This window comes from Streptomyces sp. NPDC057682 (genome assembly GCF_042799575.1).
Lineage (GTDB): Bacteria > Actinomycetota > Actinomycetes > Streptomycetales > Streptomycetaceae > Streptomyces.
In genome coordinates this window covers 155,491-171,051 of sequence record NZ_JBHVIN010000024.1, presented here as the reverse complement: position 1 = coordinate 171,051, position 15,561 = coordinate 155,491, and the positions used below count along the sequence as shown (strand labels likewise).

The following is a 15,561-nucleotide window of genomic DNA, read 5'->3' as shown; positions in this document are numbered from 1 at the left end:
GTGCGCACCCGCCCGGCTCCCCCGTTTCCCGGCCGTCGCTCGGGAACGTGTCCCTGCCTTCGCTCAGGAACAGGTGAAGCGCGCCGCGGCCCAGTCGCCGTGGTCACCGGTCTTGGACCCGTTGGTGTCGGTGACCTTCAGCCGGACGTGCCGGGCCCCGTCGAGGGCCACGTCGACGGGCACGGTGTCCGAGGCCCCCGTCAGCTTCGGCGAGGTCCACAGCACCTTCCCGTCCGCCTCGACGGAGAACGCCACCTCCCCGTAGCCGTTGATCTCGTCGTCGATCCCGACGTCGGCGGTGAGGGCCGAGCAGCGGCCGCCGAGATAGAGCTCGATGTCGGAGTCGGCGTGGGTGCCGATCCCCTTCTCGTAGACCTTCCCGGCGAGGGTGAGCGGATGGCCGTCGGCGGCGCCCGACTCGCCGTTGCTGCGGTCGCGTTCGGCGGGGCCGTAGCCGTTGGCCGCGGTCAGCCACTCCATGTCGCTCGCCCAGGTCTCGCCCGTGGGCGGGGCCGGCATGACGGAGACCGCCAGCCGCTCGGTGGCGGTGCGGGACTCGCCCGCCGAGCGGTAGCGCGCGAGTGCGGTCAGCCGCGACTCCCCCGCCTTCGCGCCCTTCGCCGGGGTGACCTCCACCTCGACGCGGCGGGTGGTGCCCGCCGGTATCCGCTGCACGGTCGCGGCGGGGGCGGCCTGCCAGCCCTCGGGGACGTCGAGCGTGACGGACGCGTCCGTGACGTCGGCCCTGCCCGCGGTCACGTCGACGGCGACGGTGCTCGGGGCGCCCGCGCCGGTCTCCTGGCCGCGCGGGGCGGAGACGGTGGCGGTGGCGGCGGCATTCCGGCCGCCGACCGCGCTCGCGTTCTTGAGCTTCACGGTGAACGTCCGGTCCGTGGGCAGCGGTGCGGTCTTGATCTCGACCACGCCGCCCCGGTCGTCCCGGTCGTAGAACCAGCCCTGCTCGGCCTTGGCGTACGCGGCGGCGGAGGTGAGCCGGGGCAGCGTGCCCTTCAGCAGGACCGCGCTCGGCTCCGAGCCGGTGTGCACGGTGAACTCGTACGGGCGGCTGCGCTGCTTGCCGTCGAACGTCCCCCTGCTCGCGCCGATGTCCACGGTCACGTCACCGGAGCCCCGGGCGGGCGCGCGGACCTCGGCGGTCTGGGTGGCGTAGGCACCGTCGCGGTGCTCGCGCGTCACGCCGTCGTCCTCGTACAGCGTGAACGAGGAACGGCCCTGCGGGTAGATGTCCCAGGCGAGCGGGGAGGAGGCGGTGCGGTCCGTGTACGAGCGGATGCCCGGCCACATCGGCACACTGGCCCCACCCCTGACGAAGAGCGGCAGGGTGTCGAGCGGGGCGCTGTAGTCGTCGAGGGTGACCGGTCCCTGGTACGTCCGGCCGCTCCAGTAGTCGGTCCAGGTGCCCTTGGGCAGGTAGATGCCGTCGCGCTCGGTGCTGTCCTCGTAGACCGGGGCGACGAGGAAGTCCTCGCCCGACAGGAACTCGTACTTCGCGGCGTCGGTAGCGGCCTTCGGGTCGTCCGGGTACTCCAGGACGAGGGGCCGGACCATGCCGACGCCGGTCTTCGTCGCCTCGTGGGCGTAGGAGTACTGGTAGGGCAGCAGCGACTCCTTGAGCTTGAGGTAGTCGCGGTTGATCGAGGTGTACGGCTCTCCGTAGCGGAAGGGCTGCTTGTCGCTGGCGGCCCAGCCGTCCATGGTCATCGTGGTCCCCAGGAACATCTTCCACTGGAGGTCACGGGTGTACGTCTTGGCGCTGCCGCCGAAGATGCCGTCGACGTCGCCCGTGGTGTAGGCGAGACCGGACATGGTGGCCCCGGCGTAGGTCGGGATCTGCCAGCGGATGTAGTCCCAGGTGCCGTACTGGTCGCCGGACCACTGGACCCCGCAGCGCTGGGCCCCGGCCCAGCTCTCGGGTGCGTAGGTGAAGCCGCGGGCGTCGCTGTTGGCCTCGATGCCCCGGTAGGCGTCCTTGCAGCCGTCGAGGGCGAACTCGTAGCCCGCGCCGACCCAGGCCACGTCCAGTTTGGCGACGCGCTGGCCGGCCTTCACCTGGTCGCCGAGCTTGTCGATGCCGTCCTCGGTCCACAGTCCGGCCTGCATGCCTCGGTCCTGGAGGCCCTTGGCGGTCTCGGCGAGGTTCTCGTAGCCGCAGCCGTAGCCGTCGTTGACGAGCATCCAGCCGTTCGGCATGTCGTTCTCGACGTAGCCGTCGGCGACCTTCAGCGCGTCCAGGGTGTGGCGCTCGCCCCGGTTGGCGTTGTGCAGGTAGCAGTCGGCGTCGCCGATCTCCATTCCGTAGACGGGCGGCAGGAAGGGCTTGCCGGTGAGCCGCGTGTACTGCCCGATGACGTCCTTGGCGCTGTCGCCCGCGAAGTAGTAGGCGTCGAAACGCCGTTCCTTCTCGCTGGTGGTCACCGGGTCGTTGAAGGCGTAGGTGCCGGGCGCGAAGGTGTTGCGGAAGACCCCGTAGCCGGCCGACGAGAGGTAGAAGGGCACCGAGTTGGGGTGGCCCCCGTCGTCCCAGTCGTAGTCGACGCCCACCTCTACGGTCTTGTCGCGGTGCGAGGTGTTGCCCCGCCCGTTCTGCATGCCGGCCCCGTAGAACTGCTCGTCGGCGCCCCGGGCCAGGGTCTGGGTGGTCTGCCCGGCGTCCCAGCTGAGGCCCTTGGACTCGGACCAGACGCGGGTGCCGTCGGCCCGGTACAGGGCGAAGCGCAGCGGCGACTTGTAGGCACGCAGCGTGACCTTGCCGGTCGACAGCTCGTAGCGGTCGCCCCGCTCGCTCCACCGGGTCCGGGGCGGGGTGCCCTGCGGCAGCACGATGGCGTCGCCGGCCGGGTCCTCGAACGTGCCGTCCGGGGCGAGTTCGATCCGGAAGGTCTCCTCGGAGACGAAGCTGACCCGGGCCCGCGCGGCCCCGGCGCTCAGCCGGTAGACGGGCCCGTCGGCGGTGAATCCGGTGACGGCGCCGACGGTCGTGGCGGCCGGGTCCGGCGGCTCGGCGGCCTGGGCGCCGCCCGGCCCCGGGAGCGCCGCGAGCAGACCCAGCAGCGTGGCAACTACTGCTCCTCTGATGCGCGTTGATGATTGCATAGAGCGCTTTTAGCGCAGCATCAAGCAATTGACCATGGACAAAACGGAACCGGCCCCGAACTTCGTCAAGAAGTCCGGGGCCGGTGAAGGGGATTGACGGGGCGGGTGGTTACAGCGCGACACCGAGCAGGGCGTCGACGGTGCGCGAGACGAGACCGGGCGCACCCTCGTCGTCCCCGCCCCCGGCGGTCTGGCGCTCGGCCCAGCGGTCGACGGCGGCCAGCGCGGCCGGTGCGTCCAGGTCGTCGGCGAGCGCCGCGCGGACCTCCTCGACGAGTGCGTCGGCCGGCAGCCCGTCGGGGCGCGAGACCGCCGCGCGCCAGCGGGCGAGCCGCGCCACGGCGTCGGCGAGCACCTGGTCGGTCCACTCCCAGTCGGAGCGGTAGTGGTGGGAGAGCAGGGCCAGGCGGATCGCCGCCGGGTCCACGCCGTCGCGGCGCAGCGCCGAGACGAAGACCAGGTTGCCCCGGGACTTGGACATCTTCTCGCCGTCCAGGCCGACCATGCCGGCGTGGACGTAGGCCTGGGCGAAGGGGTGCTCACCGGTCAGCACCTGGGCGTGCGAGGCGCCCATCTCGTGGTGCGGGAAGGCCAGGTCGGAGCCGCCGCCCTGGACGTCGAAGCCCATGCCCAGATGGTCCAGGGCGATGGCCACGCACTCGATGTGCCAGCCGGGCCGTCCGGCGCCGAGCGAGCCGCCGTCCCAGCTGGGTTCGCCCTCGCGGGCGGCCATCCAGAGCATCGGGTCGAGCGGGTTCTTCTTGCCGGGGCGCTCCGGGTCGCCGCCGCGTTCGGCGGAGAGCAGGCGCATCGCCTCGGCGTCGAGGTTCGAGACCTCGCCGAAGTGGGGGTCGGTGTCGACGGAGAAGTACACGTCCCCGTCGAGTTCGTAGGCGGCGCCCGCGTCACGGAGCCGTTCGACGAGCGGCACGATGCCGGGTATCGCCTCGACGGCTCCGATGTAGTGCTTCGGCGGAAGCATGCGCAGGGCGGTCATGTCCTCGCGGAACAGGGCCGTCTCGCGCTCGGCGAGCTCGGTCCAGTCCTCCCCGTCGCGCACGGCCCGCTCCAGCAGCGGATCGTCCACGTCGGTCACGTTCTGGACGTAGTGGACCTGCCGCTTGGTGTCGAGCCACACGCGCTGTACGAGGTCGAACGCGTTGTAGGTCGCCGCATGACCCATGTGGGTCGCGTCGTACGGCGTGATGCCGCAGACGTAGATGCGGGCGACGGGACCGGGGTCAAGGGTGATCCGTCCGCCGGTCGCGGTGTCGTGGATCCGAAGGTCGCGGCCCTTGCCGGGCAGGGCGGGGACCTCAGAAGCGGGCCAGGCATGCATGCCACGAGCGTAACCGGACGCCGCTTCCGGATACGAACCGGAGGGGGGATCCTGTCCGAAGAGGCACTCTTGCGTCCCGGGACGGAACGTGCCTGCCTCCCGTACGTCTCAGTGGCCGCGCGGACCCCGCGGGGCGCCCGTCACAGCGGCGGCCAGGGGATGGAGGGCCACTCACCGCTCGGCACGCGGTGCAGTCCGGAGGCGCGCAGCGCGGCCACCCGGGCCCGCAGCGCCTCGGTCTCGGCCGGTGTGACGAGTTCGGCCAGCCGGGTGACCAGCGGCTCCCCGGGCTCCAGCCGGCCGGCCAGCCGGTCCAGCACCTCGGTGGCCTCCGCGGTCAGCGGCTCCCCTGCCCAGCCCCAGAGCAGGGTCCGCAGCTTGTCCTCGGTGTGGAAGCTCACCCCGTGGTCGATGCCGTAGAGCCGGCCGTCCGGGGCGGGCAGCAGATGGCCGCCCTTGCGGTCGCCGTTGTTGATCACCGCGTCGAACACCGCGAGCCGGCGCAGCCGGTCGTCGTCCGCGTGCACGAGCAGCGCGGTGCGCCCCTCCCCCACCTCGGCGCGGACCACGGCCTTCCAGCCGGGTCCCGGCTCCTCGTCCTCGACGAGCGCGAGCAGCCCGGGTGCGTCGTCCTCCTGCGGGGCCGGCTCGATCCAGAGCTGGCACATGCCCTGCCCGTACGGTCCCTCGCGCAGCACGGTGGGCGGGACCAGGCCCCAGCCGGTCGCCTCGGAGATCTCGTACGCGGCGACCTCGCGCTGGGCGAGGGTGCCGTCGGGGAAGTCCCAGAGCGGCTGTTCGCCCGCCACCGGCTTGTAGACGCAGGTGGCCTCCTCGCCGTCCAGGGCGACCGAGCAGTACAGGACCGCGTTGGACGCCCCGCGGACCCGGCCGAGGACGGTGAGCCGTCCCTCGCCGAGGAGGGCGAGCGCCCCGGAGCCGCTCAGGCTCCGCGACGGTATCCGTTCTGGCGCGGGCATACGTGTCCTTCCGGATCGAGCGGCAGGCTGCACAGGGGGCACGGCGGGCGGCCGGCGTTCACGACGTCGAGGGCGCGCTTGGCGAACGCCCTGGCCTGTGCGCCGCTGAGCCGGACCCGGAGCATCGGGGGCCCGTTCTCCTCGTCCTGGAGCAGTCGCTCCTCGGCCTCCGCCAGGTCCTCGACGGAGTCCGCGTCCAGCTCGACGAGGGCCTGCGCCTCGACGATCATGCGCTGTTCCTCGCCGTCCCAGGCCAGCGCCATGGTGCCGACGCGGAACTCCTCCTCGACGGGCACGTCGAGCGGGGCGGTGTCGGTGACGTCCATCGGGGCGACGGCCGGGACCGGCGAGTTCCCCCCGGTGCGCCGCACCACCTCGTCGAGCAGTTCGTCGACCCGCTCGGCGAGCGCGGCGACCTGGGTCTTCTCCAGGGCCACGCTGGTGACACGTCCGCCTGAGGATGCCTGCAGGAAGAACGTACGGCGTCCAGGCAGCCCGACCGTGCCGGCCACGAAACGGTCCGGGGGGTCGTACAGGAACACCTGACGGGACACGTCCTGTCTCCCTTGAGAATTGAGCGCGGATGAGGGTCGGCCGGGGCCCGGGGAGAGTCCTCGCGGACCGGCCCCGGGGCGCCTACGGCGCGTCCACCCTACTGCGCGGAGCGATCACGGCGCCCCAGCGCCGCCGCCGACCGCCGCGTGGCCCTCGCCGCCCGCCCCCGCGCCGGCGTCGGGGCCGGGGTCGCGGGGCGCGAGGCCGGCCAGGTCACCGGTGTCGCCGAGCCGCAGCAGGAACGGCCGCAGCCCGGTGTAGCGGATCGCGGTGACCGAGCAGGGGTCGGCGTGGATGCGCTGGAAGAGGTCCAGGTGCAGTCCGAGCGCGTCGGCGACGAGGGACTTGATGATGTCGCCGTGGGAGCACATCACGTACACGGCGTTCTCCCCGTGCTCCGCCTCGATCCGGGCGTTCCAGTCGCGGACCGCGTCGACCGCGCGGGCCTGCATCGCGCGCATCGACTCGCCGCCCGGGAACGCGGCGGCGGAGGGGTGCTGCTGCACGACCTTCATGAGCGGTTCGTCGTTGAGCTCGGCGAGTTTCCGCCCCGACCAGTCGCCGTAGTCGCACTCGTTGATCCGCTCCTCGGTGTGCGAAGCCAGTTCCGGCCGGGCGGCGAGCAGGGGGGCGAGCGTCTCGCGACAGCGCTGGAGGGGGCTGCTCACGGCGGCGGCGAGGGGCAGGGCCGCCAGGCGTCCGGGCAGGGCGGCGGCCTGGGCGGCGCCGCGCTCGTCGAGCGCGACCCCGGGGGTGCGGCCGGCGAGCAGCCCGGAGGTGTTGGCGGTGGAGCGTCCGTGGCGTACGAGGATCAGGGTGGGCATACCCGCCAGCGTAGGCCGGGGCGCCGCAGAGGGTGCGCGGCGGACCGGGGCGGGGGAGAATGCGCGCGTGATCGTGGACTGCGCCATCTACCGGGAGGGCCGCCGTACGGCCGGCCCCGACGACTTCTCCGACGCCCTGGACGAGGCGCGGGCGAGCGGGGACGCGTTCCTGTGGATCGGTCTGCACGAGCCCACGGAGAAGGAGTTCGACCGGGTCAGCAGTGAGTTCGGGCTGCATCCGCTGGCGGTGGAGGACGCCCTCTCGGCCCACCAGCGGCCCAAGCTGGAGGTCTACGACGACTCGTTGTTCGCGGTGATCAAACCGATCGTCTACGACCACGACAGCGACTCGGTGAGCGCGGACGAGCTGATGATCTTCATCGGCGACTCGTTCGTGGTGACGGTCCGGCACGGCGAGGGGGCGCCGCTGGCCGCGGTGCGCCGGCGCCTGGAGGCGGAGCCGGAGGTGCTCCGGCACGGTCCGACGGCGGTGCTGTACGCGATCAGCGACGCGATCGTGGACCACTACATCGACGTGGCGGGCGAACTCCAGGTCGACCTGGAGGAGCTGGAGACCCAGGTCTTCGCCCCGAGCGGTTCCGGGGACGCGAAGAACACCGCGGCCCGCATCTACACCTTCAAGCGCCAGGTGCTGGAGTTCCGCCGGGCGGCGGTCCCGCTGGCCGCTCCGATGGCGCGGCTGGCGAGCGCGGGCGTGCCCTTCGTCCCCGCGCGGTCGCAGCCTTTCTTCCGCGATGTGCAGGACCATCTGACGCGCGCCAACGAGCAGGTGGAGGGGCTGGACCGGCTGCTGTCCGACATCCTGTCCGCACATCTCGCGCAGATGGGGGTGCGGCAGAACGACGACATGCGCAAGATCTCGGCGTGGGCGGCGATGGCCGCCGTGCCGACGATGGTCGCGGGGATCTACGGGATGAACTTCCAGCACATGCCGGAGCTGGACTGGATCTGGGCCTATCCGGCGGTGGTGCTGCTGATGGCGGGCGCGGTCCTGGGGCTCTACCGCCAGTTCAAACGCCGCGGCTGGCTCTGAGACCGCGCGCCGCCACCGCTCCCGGGGCGGCGGCTCAGGCGAACTCGGGCGCCGGGACGGCGGGCCCGCCCAGCGCGTCGCGCCGCTCGGGGGGCGCCAGGCTGACCATGCGCCGCCAGCCGACGGCCCGTTCGTACGCGTACACGGCGTGGATCCCGGCCGCGAGCACCGCGGCCCTGGCGCGGGACCAGCCGAGGATGCGGCCCATGTGGTCCATCACGGCGAGGCTGACGTCGCGGTAGACGCCGATCTCGGCGAGCGCGCACTCGCGCAGGATCCGCTGGATGGTCCGGCCGTGGCCGGCCGCCGCGAAGCGGAGCAGTTCCTCGTGGCAGTAGGCGAGGTGGTTGTCCTCGTCGTTGGAGATCATCTTCACCGCGCGGCCCAGGTCGGGGTGGTCGGCGAAGTACTTGCGCAGCAGCCGCATCTGCTCGGAGGCCCGCTGCTCGGTCACCCGGCTGTGCGCGAGGTAGGTGATGATGTCGCGCTCGGTGAGGGGTTCCTCCCGGCCCAGCCGCGCGTGGGCCAGTCCGATGCCGTGGCGCTCCAGGAGCATGGTGTAGTCGGTGTCGCCGGGGACCTCGGCGGGGGTGAGCCCGCGCTTCTTGAGCAGGGCGTTGAAGATCCGGCCGTGCTTGTCCTCGTCGGCGCCGTGCCGGGTGATCCTGGGGGCCAGGGCACGCTGGCTCTCGGGCACGAGAGCCGCGATGCGGCCGTTCTCCCAGCCGCCCTGGGACTCCCCGCTGGCCGCGATCGAACAGAACAGCCGGAACGACTCGTCGTCGTCGAGGATCTCCTGGAACAGGTTCTTTGCCGAGAGCATCGCTGCCACCTCCGTACCGGCCGTCCGCCGAGCGCCAGTCAAATGCGCTCCGCTCCGGTGGGCAACACGAGCGGCCCCGGACTGGGCCGAACGGGCGGGGTCAGCCCCGCGCCGCCCCGGGCAAATCGTTTCCGCACTGCCCGTGACCCCGCGTCCGCGACGGCGTTGTTCCCCGTGACGGCCGTGGCGGGGAAGACCCCCGAGCCCCCACCACGGCCGCGGGGCCTGCCGTCCGGACCGGGCGCGAGCCCGGCACGGTCCGGACCGAAGCCCCTCGGCATCGCGACCGTCCGTCAGGCGAGCCCGGCGCTCTCCAGCGCGTCCGTGCCGGCCCGCAGCGCGGCGATCCGCTCGTCGAGCGTGAACCCGGCCGGGGCGAGCGTCAGCGTCGTGACCCCCACCTCCGCGTACGCCTGCATGCGCTCGGCGATGCGCTCCACCGGTCCGAGCAGCGTGGTCTGGTCGATCAGCTGGTGCGGGACGGCCGCGGCGGCGCCGTTCTTGTCCCCGGAGAGGTACTTCTCCTGGATCTCGGCGGCCTCCTTCTCGTACCCCATGCGCTGGGCGAGCCGGTTGTAGAAGTTCTGCTTGGCGCTGCCCATGCCGCCGACGTACAGCGCGGTGTAGGGACGGAACATGTCCGCGAGGCCGTGGATGTCGTCGCCGACGGCGAGCGGGACGGTCGGGCAGACGTCGAAGCCCTCCATCGTCTTCCCGGCCTTCTCCCGGCCGGCCCGCAGGGGGCTGATCGCGGTCTCCTCCAGGTGCTCGGCGGACGGGAAGATCAGCAGGGCGCCGTCGGCGATCTCGCCGGTCTGCTCCAGGTTCTTCGGGCCGATGGCGGCGATGTAGAGCGGGATGTGCTCGCGCTCGGGGTGGACGGTCAGCTTGAGCGGCTTGCCCGGCCCGCCCGGCAGCGGGAGCGTCCAGTGCCGCCCCTCGTACGACAGCCGCTCGCGGCTCATCGCCTTGCGGACGATCTCGACGTACTCCCGGGTGCGGGCGAGCGGCTTGTCGAAGGTGACGCCGTACCAGCCCTCGGAGACCTGCGGGCCCGAAACACCGAGGCCGAGGCGGAAGCGGCCGCCGGAGAGGGAGTCGAGGGTGGCCGCCGTCATCGCCGTCATGGCGGGCTGGCGGGCCGGGATCTGCATGATCGCGGAGCCGACGTCGATGGACTCGGTCTGCGCGGCGACCCAGGAGAGCACGGTCGGCGCGTCGGAGCCGTAGGCCTCGGCCGCCCAGCAGACGTCGTAGCCGAGCCGGTCCGCCTCCTGCGCGACGGCGAGGTTGTCGCCGTCCATTCCGGCGCCCCAGTAACCGAGATTGATGCCGAGCCGCATAGCCGCTCCCCTTACTGATCAGTAACGTCCCTGTGTTCCGGACTCTAGCGCGCGGAACCGCGATGCGGCAGGGGCCGTCCGGGCGCCGGTTGTCCACAGGCCTGCTCCGCGTGGGGCTCTGGCCAGTAATCTCAGCGCCCATGGAGCAGAGGCATCTCGGCCGCACCGGCCTTCGAGTGTCCCGGATCGGGCTCGGCACCCTCACCTGGGGCCGCGACACCGACGAGCACGACGCTGCCGAGCAGCTGAAGGCCTTCTGGGAGGCGGGCGGCACGCTCGTCGACACCGCCGACGTGTACGGCGGGGGCGAGGCCGAATACCTGCTGGGGCGTCTCGTCGAGGGGCTGGTGCCCCGGCGCGATCTGGTCATCGCCACCAAGGCCGGCAGCGTCGCCGATCCGTACCGCAGGTTCGACGCCTCGCGCGGCCATCTGCTCGCAGCCCTGGACGCCTCGCTCGCCCGGCTCGGCACCGACCACGTGGACCTCTGGCAGGTGCACGCCTTCGATCCGCAGACCCCGCTGGACGAGACGCTGCACGCCCTGGACCTCGCCGTCTCCAGCGGCCGCGCCCGGTACGCGGGCGTGTCGAACTTCTGCGGATGGCAGCTGGCCAAGGCCGCCACCTGGCAGCTCGCCGCGCCCGGCGCGCGCACCCGGATCGCCAGTACGCAGATGGAGTACTCACTGCTCCAGCGGGGCGTGGAGCGCGAGGTGCTGCCGGCCGCGCTGGACCTCGGGGTGGGGCTGCTGCCCTCGTCCCCGCTGGGCCGGGGCGTGCTGACCGGCAAGTACCGCACGGGCACCCCCGCCGACTCGCGCGGCGCCTCCGAGCTGCTGGCCCCCTTCGTCGAGCCGTATCTCGACGACGCGGCGAGCCGCATCGTCGACGCCGTCTCCACGGCGGCCGACGGGCTGGCCAGCACCCCGCTCCAGGTGGCGCTGGCCTGGGTGCGGGACCGGCCGGGCGTGGTCGCGCCGATCATAGGAGCGCGCAACGCGCGGCAGCTGGCGGAGGCATTGTCAGTGGAGACCCTTAGTCTTCCTGACGAGATCTGCCAGGCGCTCGACGATGTGTCGGCGCCCGTGCACCGCTATCCCGACCAGGACTGGAGCACGCTGTGACTGCGCTTCCCCGGGGGGAGTCCCCCGGCCCCGTCGCCGACGACGACGTCGCCGACGAGCCCGCCGCCGCACCCGGGACGGAGGCCGCCGCCGGCGAGGAGGCGACGGCCCCCGGGGCGGGTGCGGACGCCGCCACGCAACCGGACCCGGGCACGAACGCCGACGCGGGCACGGAGCCGAGCACGGACGCCGACCCCGGCACGGACACCGACTCGGGCACGGAGCCGGGCGCCGCCGACGGGGCCGCCGGGCTCTCCGAGGCGGAGGCCGAGCTGGCCGCCCAGCGCGAGCTGCGGGAGCGGATCGAGAAGCGCAAGGCCGAGAAGGCCGGACCGATCGACTCGGGGGCGAAGCTGAGCGGGCCGGCGGCTGATCTGCTGGCCGCGGTGCGTGCCGTGGAGAGCGGTGAGAAGCCCGGCGCCGCGTTCTTCGACTCCCCCGCCCCGGCACCGGCCCGCCGCAGCGTCCCCGCGCCCGCGCCGGTGCGCGCCCCGGCCCCCGAGGCCGTTCCCGTGCCCCGGGAGGCGGCACCGGAGGCCGTCACGGCCGTGGCCGCCGTGCTGACCGAGGGCGGGGCGCCCGCCGCCCTGGCCGCCCCGGCCGCCCTCGCCCTGGGGGAGCGGGCCGACGAGGCGCTGCGCGCCGACCCCTGGCGGCTGCTGGCCCTGCCGGGTGTCGGGCCCGAGCAGGCCGACGGCTTCGCCCGCGCCCTGCTGGGCGCCTCCTGCGGGCCCGACGACGAGCGGCGCACCGCGGCCCTGGTCGGCTGGCTGCTGGAGCGCGCCGCGCTCCAGGGGCACACCGCGCTGGACGCGGAGCGGGTGCGCGCCGCGCTCGCCGAGCGCACCGTGGGCGACCCCGACGCCGCCGTGCAGCACGCGGTCGCCGAAGGCGTCGTCCTGGTCTTCCAGGACGGAGCGGACGACCGGGCCGGCGAGGACGGTGAGGAGGACGTGGGGCAGGAGGCCGAAGCGGCCGACGCACGGCCCGTGCAGGTCCTCCTCGGCCTCGACCGGTACGCCCTGGCGGAGGAGAGCCTGGCCGACGGACTCGCCCGGCTGGCCAACGCCGGGGAGAAGGACGCCGACTGGTCGGACGCGACCGCCGCGGCCCCCTCCCCCTCGGCCGCCGAGCTGATCCGCGCGGCCGCGGCCCATGCCCTGGTCGCGCACACGGGCGGCGAGGCCGCCCGCGCCGAGCCCGCCGCCCTGATCACCGCGGCCGCCGGCCTCGGCCTGCGCGCCCTGGGCGCCACGCACAGCGCGGACGGACGGCGCCGGCTGGCCGAGGCGGTCGGCGACCCGGCGGCGGCCGTCACCCTCGCGGGGCTGCTCTCCGGCGCCGAGGGTCCCGGCCGGGACGAGGAGGGCGCGCTCCGCGTCGATCTGCTCGTCGTGCTGGACGCCCCGCAGCTGGACGTGGAGACGGGCGCGATGCTGGTGGAGTCGCTGGCCGACGGTGCCCGCCTGGTGCTCAGCGGCGACCCCGGTGTGCTGGGCTCGGCCGGCGCGGGGCGGGTGTTCGCCGATGTGCTGGCCGCCCGCGCCTGCCCGCAGGTGGTCTCGCGGACCCCGGACCCGGGCCCGATCGGCGAGTTGGTCTCCGGTATCGGCATCGGGGAGCTGAACCAGGTGGAGGCGCCCGGCAAGGAGGTCGTGATCGTGCCGGTGCGCGACGCGGGAGAGGCGGTGCACCGCACGGTGCAGCTGGTCGCCGACTCGGTGCCGCGCGCGCTCGGGGTGCCCGCCTCGGACACCCAGGTGATCACCGTCGGGCACGGCGGTCCGGCGGGCACGCGGGCGCTGAACGAGGCGCTGAAGCAGCGGCTCAACCCGGGCCCCGGCCGCTTCGCCGGCTTCGATCCGGGGGACCGGGTGGCGCATGTCCCGGCTCCCGGCCGGACGGTGCCGGGCGTGGTGGTCTCGGCCGACGCGGAGGGGCTGAACCTGGACTGCGCGGGCAGCCCCGTCGTCGTCCCGCAGGAGCGGGTGGCGGCGTCCGTGCGGCACGCCTGGGCGCTCAGCGCCCACCAGGCGGCGGGGATGCGCTGGCCCGCCGTCGTCGTCGTGCTCCCCGGGGACGCGGCGCAGGGCCTGAGCCGCCGGTGGGTCTACACGGCGTTCGGCCGCGGTGAGCGGCATCTGTCCGTGGTGCACGGAGTGGACCAGGCGCTGCCCCGTGCCGTGGCCGGGGCAGCGGGCCAGGACCGCACCACCCGGCTGCGCGCGCTGCTGGAGACCTCGGGGAGCTGACGGCGCGGGGCCGGGAGCGCCTCACGCGCCCCCGGCCCCGGCCGACTCCTCGGGAACGTCTCAGGCCCGGTCGCCGGCCAGCCCGTCCAGTTCCTCGTCGAGGTCGTCCTCGTCGAAGACGGAGCTGACGTCGAAGCGGCAGACCACGAGCTGCGGGTCCGTGTCCTCGAAGGGGGCGCCCAGCCACTCCCCCGGTTCCGGCAGCTCCTCGGCCGCCGCGACCCAGAGCGTGGAGTCGCCCTCCTCCAGCCCGAACTCCGTGTGCCTGGAGGCGATCTCGTCCGGCTCGTACTCCCCGAAGAGCACCCCGAGCGCGGCATGGACGCTGCCGCCGACCCCGGCCGGGCTCCCGGCGTGCCCCTCCGGGTCGGCGTCGGCCAGCCGCTGTGCCTGGGCGAGCAGGCGCTGCGGCTCCACGACGGCGTAGTCGCGACGGATCAGCACACTGAGCGCGTTCGGCTCCTCGGGGCCGCCGTAGGGCGGCAGAGAGTCGTCCACCCCCGGGATCTCGAACGGGGTGACCTCGTCGTGGCGGTCGTAGAGGAGTTCGTCGTAGGCCTCGGCGGCGGCGGCCAGTGCGTTGAACGCGTCGTAGACAGCGGGGTCGTCGTCCCCGGTCCGGCGTTCGACCGCCGCGAGGTGGTGGTCGATCGCGGCTTTGACCGCGTCGGCGGCGGCGCGTACCTCGGCAGCGGTGGGCTGCGCAGCATCAGACATAGGGCAGACGCTATCCGTACCGGGCCCGTGCCCGCACAATAGATGCGATGCCGGAATACGAATTTGTCGATGTGTACGTGCCGCGCGGGGTGTCCCGGAAGGACACGACCCGCCTGTTGACCGACCATGCCGAGTACGGGCACTGGGAGTTGGACCGACTCACCCTGCGCCTCGACGGCAGCCGCCGGGTCCGGCTGAGGCGGCGGATCATCCGCCAGCTACGGGCCACCTGGTGACAGCGGAACGGGCCCCGCTGCCGCGGGGCCCGTTCGCTTCCTCGTCTCTTCTCCGCCGTCCGGCGGACCGCTCCTAGGCGGCCCTGGAGCGGCGGTACAGCACCGTGCCGACGCCCGCCAGCAGCAGTCCGGCGCTCGCCGGGACGAGCGTGTCCAGACCGCCCGCGCCGGTGTGCGCGAGCTGCGGGGTGCTCGCCGGCAGCGTCTGCGGCCGGGGCGTGTTCGGAACGGTGGGCGGCTCCGGCGGCGTCACGTGCCGGACCGGGGGGACCGGCTCCGGCTCCGGGGTGCTGCCGTTCTCGCAGGTGTTGCCCGATGTGGAGTTGAGCAGTCCCACGATGGTGATGTCGTTCCCGCAGGCGTTGACGGGGATGTCGACGGGCACCTGGATCTGGTTGCCCGAGAGCAGTCCGGGCGAGCCCTGGGTGTGGCCCTGTGCGCTCGCTCCGCCTCCGTTGTCGCCGCTGCGGCCCCGGTGCCTTCCGGTGCCCGTCTGGGCTCCCCGGTCGCCGCCGGTCGCGTGGCTGCCGGTGTCCCCGGCCTTCCCCCCGTGCCGGCCGGACGCACTGTCCGAGCCGTTGGCGCAGGCGTTGCCCATCGCCGGGTTGAGGAGTCCCACGACACTCACCGAGTTGCCGCAGACGTTGACCGGTACCTCGACCGGGATCTGGACCGAATTCCCAGACAGCACCCCCGGGGAATTCGACGCACCGCCGACCGCTCCCGCGTCCGCGTGCGCGTAGCCGCCGCTGAGGGCGAGGACCCCGCCCGCGGCCGCCATGGTCATCAGGCCTTTACGCGTGACCTGTCGCATAGGTTCTTTCCTGCCTTCTACCTTCCGGAATACCCCCGGACTCGACGTGCGGGGGCAAAGGACCCGACGGCCCCGGAGCACATGGCGTGTGCTCCGGGGCCGAACGGGCTCAAACCCTTACGGGTTGACGCACGACGTCAGGCGTTGACGCAGGTGTTGCCGAAGGCCGGGTTCAGCAGCCCGATCACGGAGATCGTGTTGCCGCACACGTTCACCGGAACGTGGACGGGAACCTGGATCGTGTTGCCCGAGATCACGCCGGGGCTGCCGATGGCGGCACCCTGGGCACCCGAGTCGGCGACGGCCATGCCGGCACCCGCGAGCACCAGACCACCGGTGACAGCCGCAGCGGCGACGATCTTCTTGATCATTGAAATTCCTCCTCG

General features: G+C 73.4%; 14 protein-coding genes. 4 read left to right on the top strand and 10 right to left on the bottom strand.

What is annotated here, in order from left to right; all coding sequences use genetic code 11:
• Positions 1-63: 63 nt before the first annotated feature.
• From ACFVDM_RS34715 to ACFVDM_RS34695, 5 genes are all read right to left on the bottom strand, one after another.
• Positions 64-3,114 carry an NPCBM/NEW2 domain-containing protein gene (locus ACFVDM_RS34715; RefSeq protein ID WP_383650130.1) on the bottom strand — a complete coding sequence of 1,017 codons (3,051 nt, stop codon included), beginning with the start codon at positions 3,112-3,114 and terminating at the stop codon, positions 64-66.
• A 109-nt stretch (positions 3,115-3,223) separates the two neighbouring features.
• Entirely contained in the window at positions 3,224-4,453 is a 1,230-nt protein-coding gene (mshC, locus tag ACFVDM_RS34710; RefSeq protein WP_383650128.1) for a cysteine--1-D-myo-inosityl 2-amino-2-deoxy-alpha-D-glucopyranoside ligase, read from the bottom strand.
• Positions 4,454-4,593: 140 nt separating this feature from the next.
• Positions 4,594-5,433 (bottom strand): SCO1664 family protein, encoded by an 840-nt coding sequence (locus tag ACFVDM_RS34705; RefSeq protein WP_383650126.1) that lies wholly within the window; start codon positions 5,431-5,433, stop codon positions 4,594-4,596.
• Complete coding sequence (locus ACFVDM_RS34700) at positions 5,397-5,987, bottom strand: DUF3090 domain-containing protein (RefSeq protein WP_020207450.1); 591 nt, start codon at positions 5,985-5,987, stop codon at positions 5,397-5,399. Before ACFVDM_RS34700 ends, ACFVDM_RS34705 begins: the two co-directional genes overlap by 37 nt.
• A 114-nt stretch (positions 5,988-6,101) precedes the next feature.
• Positions 6,102-6,812, bottom strand: a complete 711-nt coding sequence (locus tag ACFVDM_RS34695; protein WP_383650124.1) for a histidine phosphatase family protein — start codon at positions 6,810-6,812, stop codon at positions 6,102-6,104.
• A gap of 67 nt (positions 6,813-6,879) precedes the next feature.
• Here ACFVDM_RS34695 and corA point away from each other — a divergent pair, with 67 nt between their 5' ends.
• Positions 6,880-7,866: a magnesium/cobalt transporter CorA gene (gene corA, locus ACFVDM_RS34690; RefSeq protein ID WP_383650122.1), complete on the top strand. Its 987-nt coding sequence runs from the start codon at positions 6,880-6,882 to the stop codon at positions 7,864-7,866.
• A 34-nt stretch (positions 7,867-7,900) separates the two neighbouring features.
• On the opposite strand, the gene ACFVDM_RS34685 is transcribed toward corA, so the two are convergent.
• Both ACFVDM_RS34685 and ACFVDM_RS34680 read right to left on the bottom strand, forming a co-directional pair.
• Positions 7,901-8,689 carry a ferritin-like domain-containing protein gene (locus ACFVDM_RS34685; RefSeq protein WP_383650120.1) on the bottom strand — a complete coding sequence of 263 codons (789 nt, stop codon included), beginning with the start codon at positions 8,687-8,689 and terminating at the stop codon, positions 7,901-7,903.
• Positions 8,690-8,982: 293 nt separating this feature from the next.
• Positions 8,983-10,032, bottom strand: coding sequence for an LLM class F420-dependent oxidoreductase (locus ACFVDM_RS34680; protein WP_383650118.1), 1,050 nt, complete (start codon positions 10,030-10,032; stop codon positions 8,983-8,985).
• 140 nt (positions 10,033-10,172) lie between these two features.
• Here ACFVDM_RS34680 and ACFVDM_RS34675 point away from each other — a divergent pair, with 140 nt between their 5' ends.
• Both ACFVDM_RS34675 and ACFVDM_RS34670 read left to right on the top strand, forming a co-directional pair.
• A complete protein-coding gene (locus ACFVDM_RS34675) occupies positions 10,173-11,156 on the top strand; it encodes an aldo/keto reductase (protein ID WP_383650116.1) in 984 nt (327 codons plus the stop codon).
• Positions 11,153-13,408 (top strand): helix-hairpin-helix domain-containing protein, encoded by a 2,256-nt coding sequence (locus tag ACFVDM_RS34670; protein WP_383650114.1) that lies wholly within the window; start codon positions 11,153-11,155, stop codon positions 13,406-13,408. Before ACFVDM_RS34675 ends, ACFVDM_RS34670 begins: the two co-directional genes overlap by 4 nt.
• Before the next feature lie 60 nt (positions 13,409-13,468).
• On the opposite strand, the gene ACFVDM_RS34665 is transcribed toward ACFVDM_RS34670, so the two are convergent.
• Positions 13,469-14,125, bottom strand: coding sequence for a hypothetical protein (locus ACFVDM_RS34665; protein ID WP_383650111.1), 657 nt, complete (start codon positions 14,123-14,125; stop codon positions 13,469-13,471).
• A gap of 47 nt (positions 14,126-14,172) precedes the next feature.
• On the opposite strand from ACFVDM_RS34665, the gene ACFVDM_RS34660 reads away from it, so the two are divergent.
• On the top strand, positions 14,173-14,361 hold the full coding sequence (locus ACFVDM_RS34660; RefSeq protein WP_383650108.1) for a DUF5703 family protein: 189 nt from the start codon (positions 14,173-14,175) through the stop codon (positions 14,359-14,361).
• Between the two features lie 73 nt (positions 14,362-14,434).
• Here the strand turns inward: ACFVDM_RS34660 and ACFVDM_RS34655 are convergent, their stop codons facing one another.
• Both ACFVDM_RS34655 and chpH read right to left on the bottom strand, forming a co-directional pair.
• Positions 14,435-15,175 carry a chaplin gene (locus ACFVDM_RS34655; protein ID WP_383650105.1) on the bottom strand — a complete coding sequence of 247 codons (741 nt, stop codon included), beginning with the start codon at positions 15,173-15,175 and terminating at the stop codon, positions 14,435-14,437.
• 137 nt (positions 15,176-15,312) lie between these two features.
• Positions 15,313-15,546, bottom strand: a complete 234-nt coding sequence (gene chpH / locus ACFVDM_RS34650; protein ID WP_383650102.1) for a chaplin ChpH — start codon at positions 15,544-15,546, stop codon at positions 15,313-15,315.
• Between the last annotated feature and the right edge of the window lie 15 nt (positions 15,547-15,561).

Excerpts from the sequence above, each read along its gene's own strand:
- ACFVDM_RS34655 (WP_383650105.1), bottom strand. The coding sequence starts at position 15,175 with ATGCGACAGGTCACGCGTAAAGGCCTGATGACCATGGCGGCCGCGGGC.
- ACFVDM_RS34685 (WP_383650120.1), bottom strand. The coding sequence starts at position 8,689 with ATGCTCTCGGCAAAGAACCTGTTCCAGGAGATCCTCGACGACGACGAG.
- ACFVDM_RS34695 (WP_383650124.1), bottom strand. The coding sequence starts at position 6,812 with ATGCCCACCCTGATCCTCGTACGCCACGGACGCTCCACCGCCAACACC.
- mshC (WP_383650128.1), bottom strand. The coding sequence starts at position 4,453 with ATGCATGCCTGGCCCGCTTCTGAGGTCCCCGCCCTGCCCGGCAAGGGC.
- ACFVDM_RS34660 (WP_383650108.1), top strand. The coding sequence starts at position 14,173 with ATGCCGGAATACGAATTTGTCGATGTGTACGTGCCGCGCGGGGTGTCC.
- ACFVDM_RS34705 (WP_383650126.1), bottom strand. The coding sequence starts at position 5,433 with ATGCCCGCGCCAGAACGGATACCGTCGCGGAGCCTGAGCGGCTCCGGG.
- chpH (WP_383650102.1), bottom strand. The coding sequence starts at position 15,546 with ATGATCAAGAAGATCGTCGCCGCTGCGGCTGTCACCGGTGGTCTGGTG.
- ACFVDM_RS34680 (WP_383650118.1), bottom strand. The coding sequence starts at position 10,032 with ATGCGGCTCGGCATCAATCTCGGTTACTGGGGCGCCGGAATGGACGGC.
- ACFVDM_RS34665 (WP_383650111.1), bottom strand. The coding sequence starts at position 14,125 with ATGTCTGATGCTGCGCAGCCCACCGCTGCCGAGGTACGCGCCGCCGCC.
- ACFVDM_RS34675 (WP_383650116.1), top strand. The coding sequence starts at position 10,173 with ATGGAGCAGAGGCATCTCGGCCGCACCGGCCTTCGAGTGTCCCGGATC.
- ACFVDM_RS34715 (WP_383650130.1), bottom strand. The coding sequence starts at position 3,114 with ATGCAATCATCAACGCGCATCAGAGGAGCAGTAGTTGCCACGCTGCTG.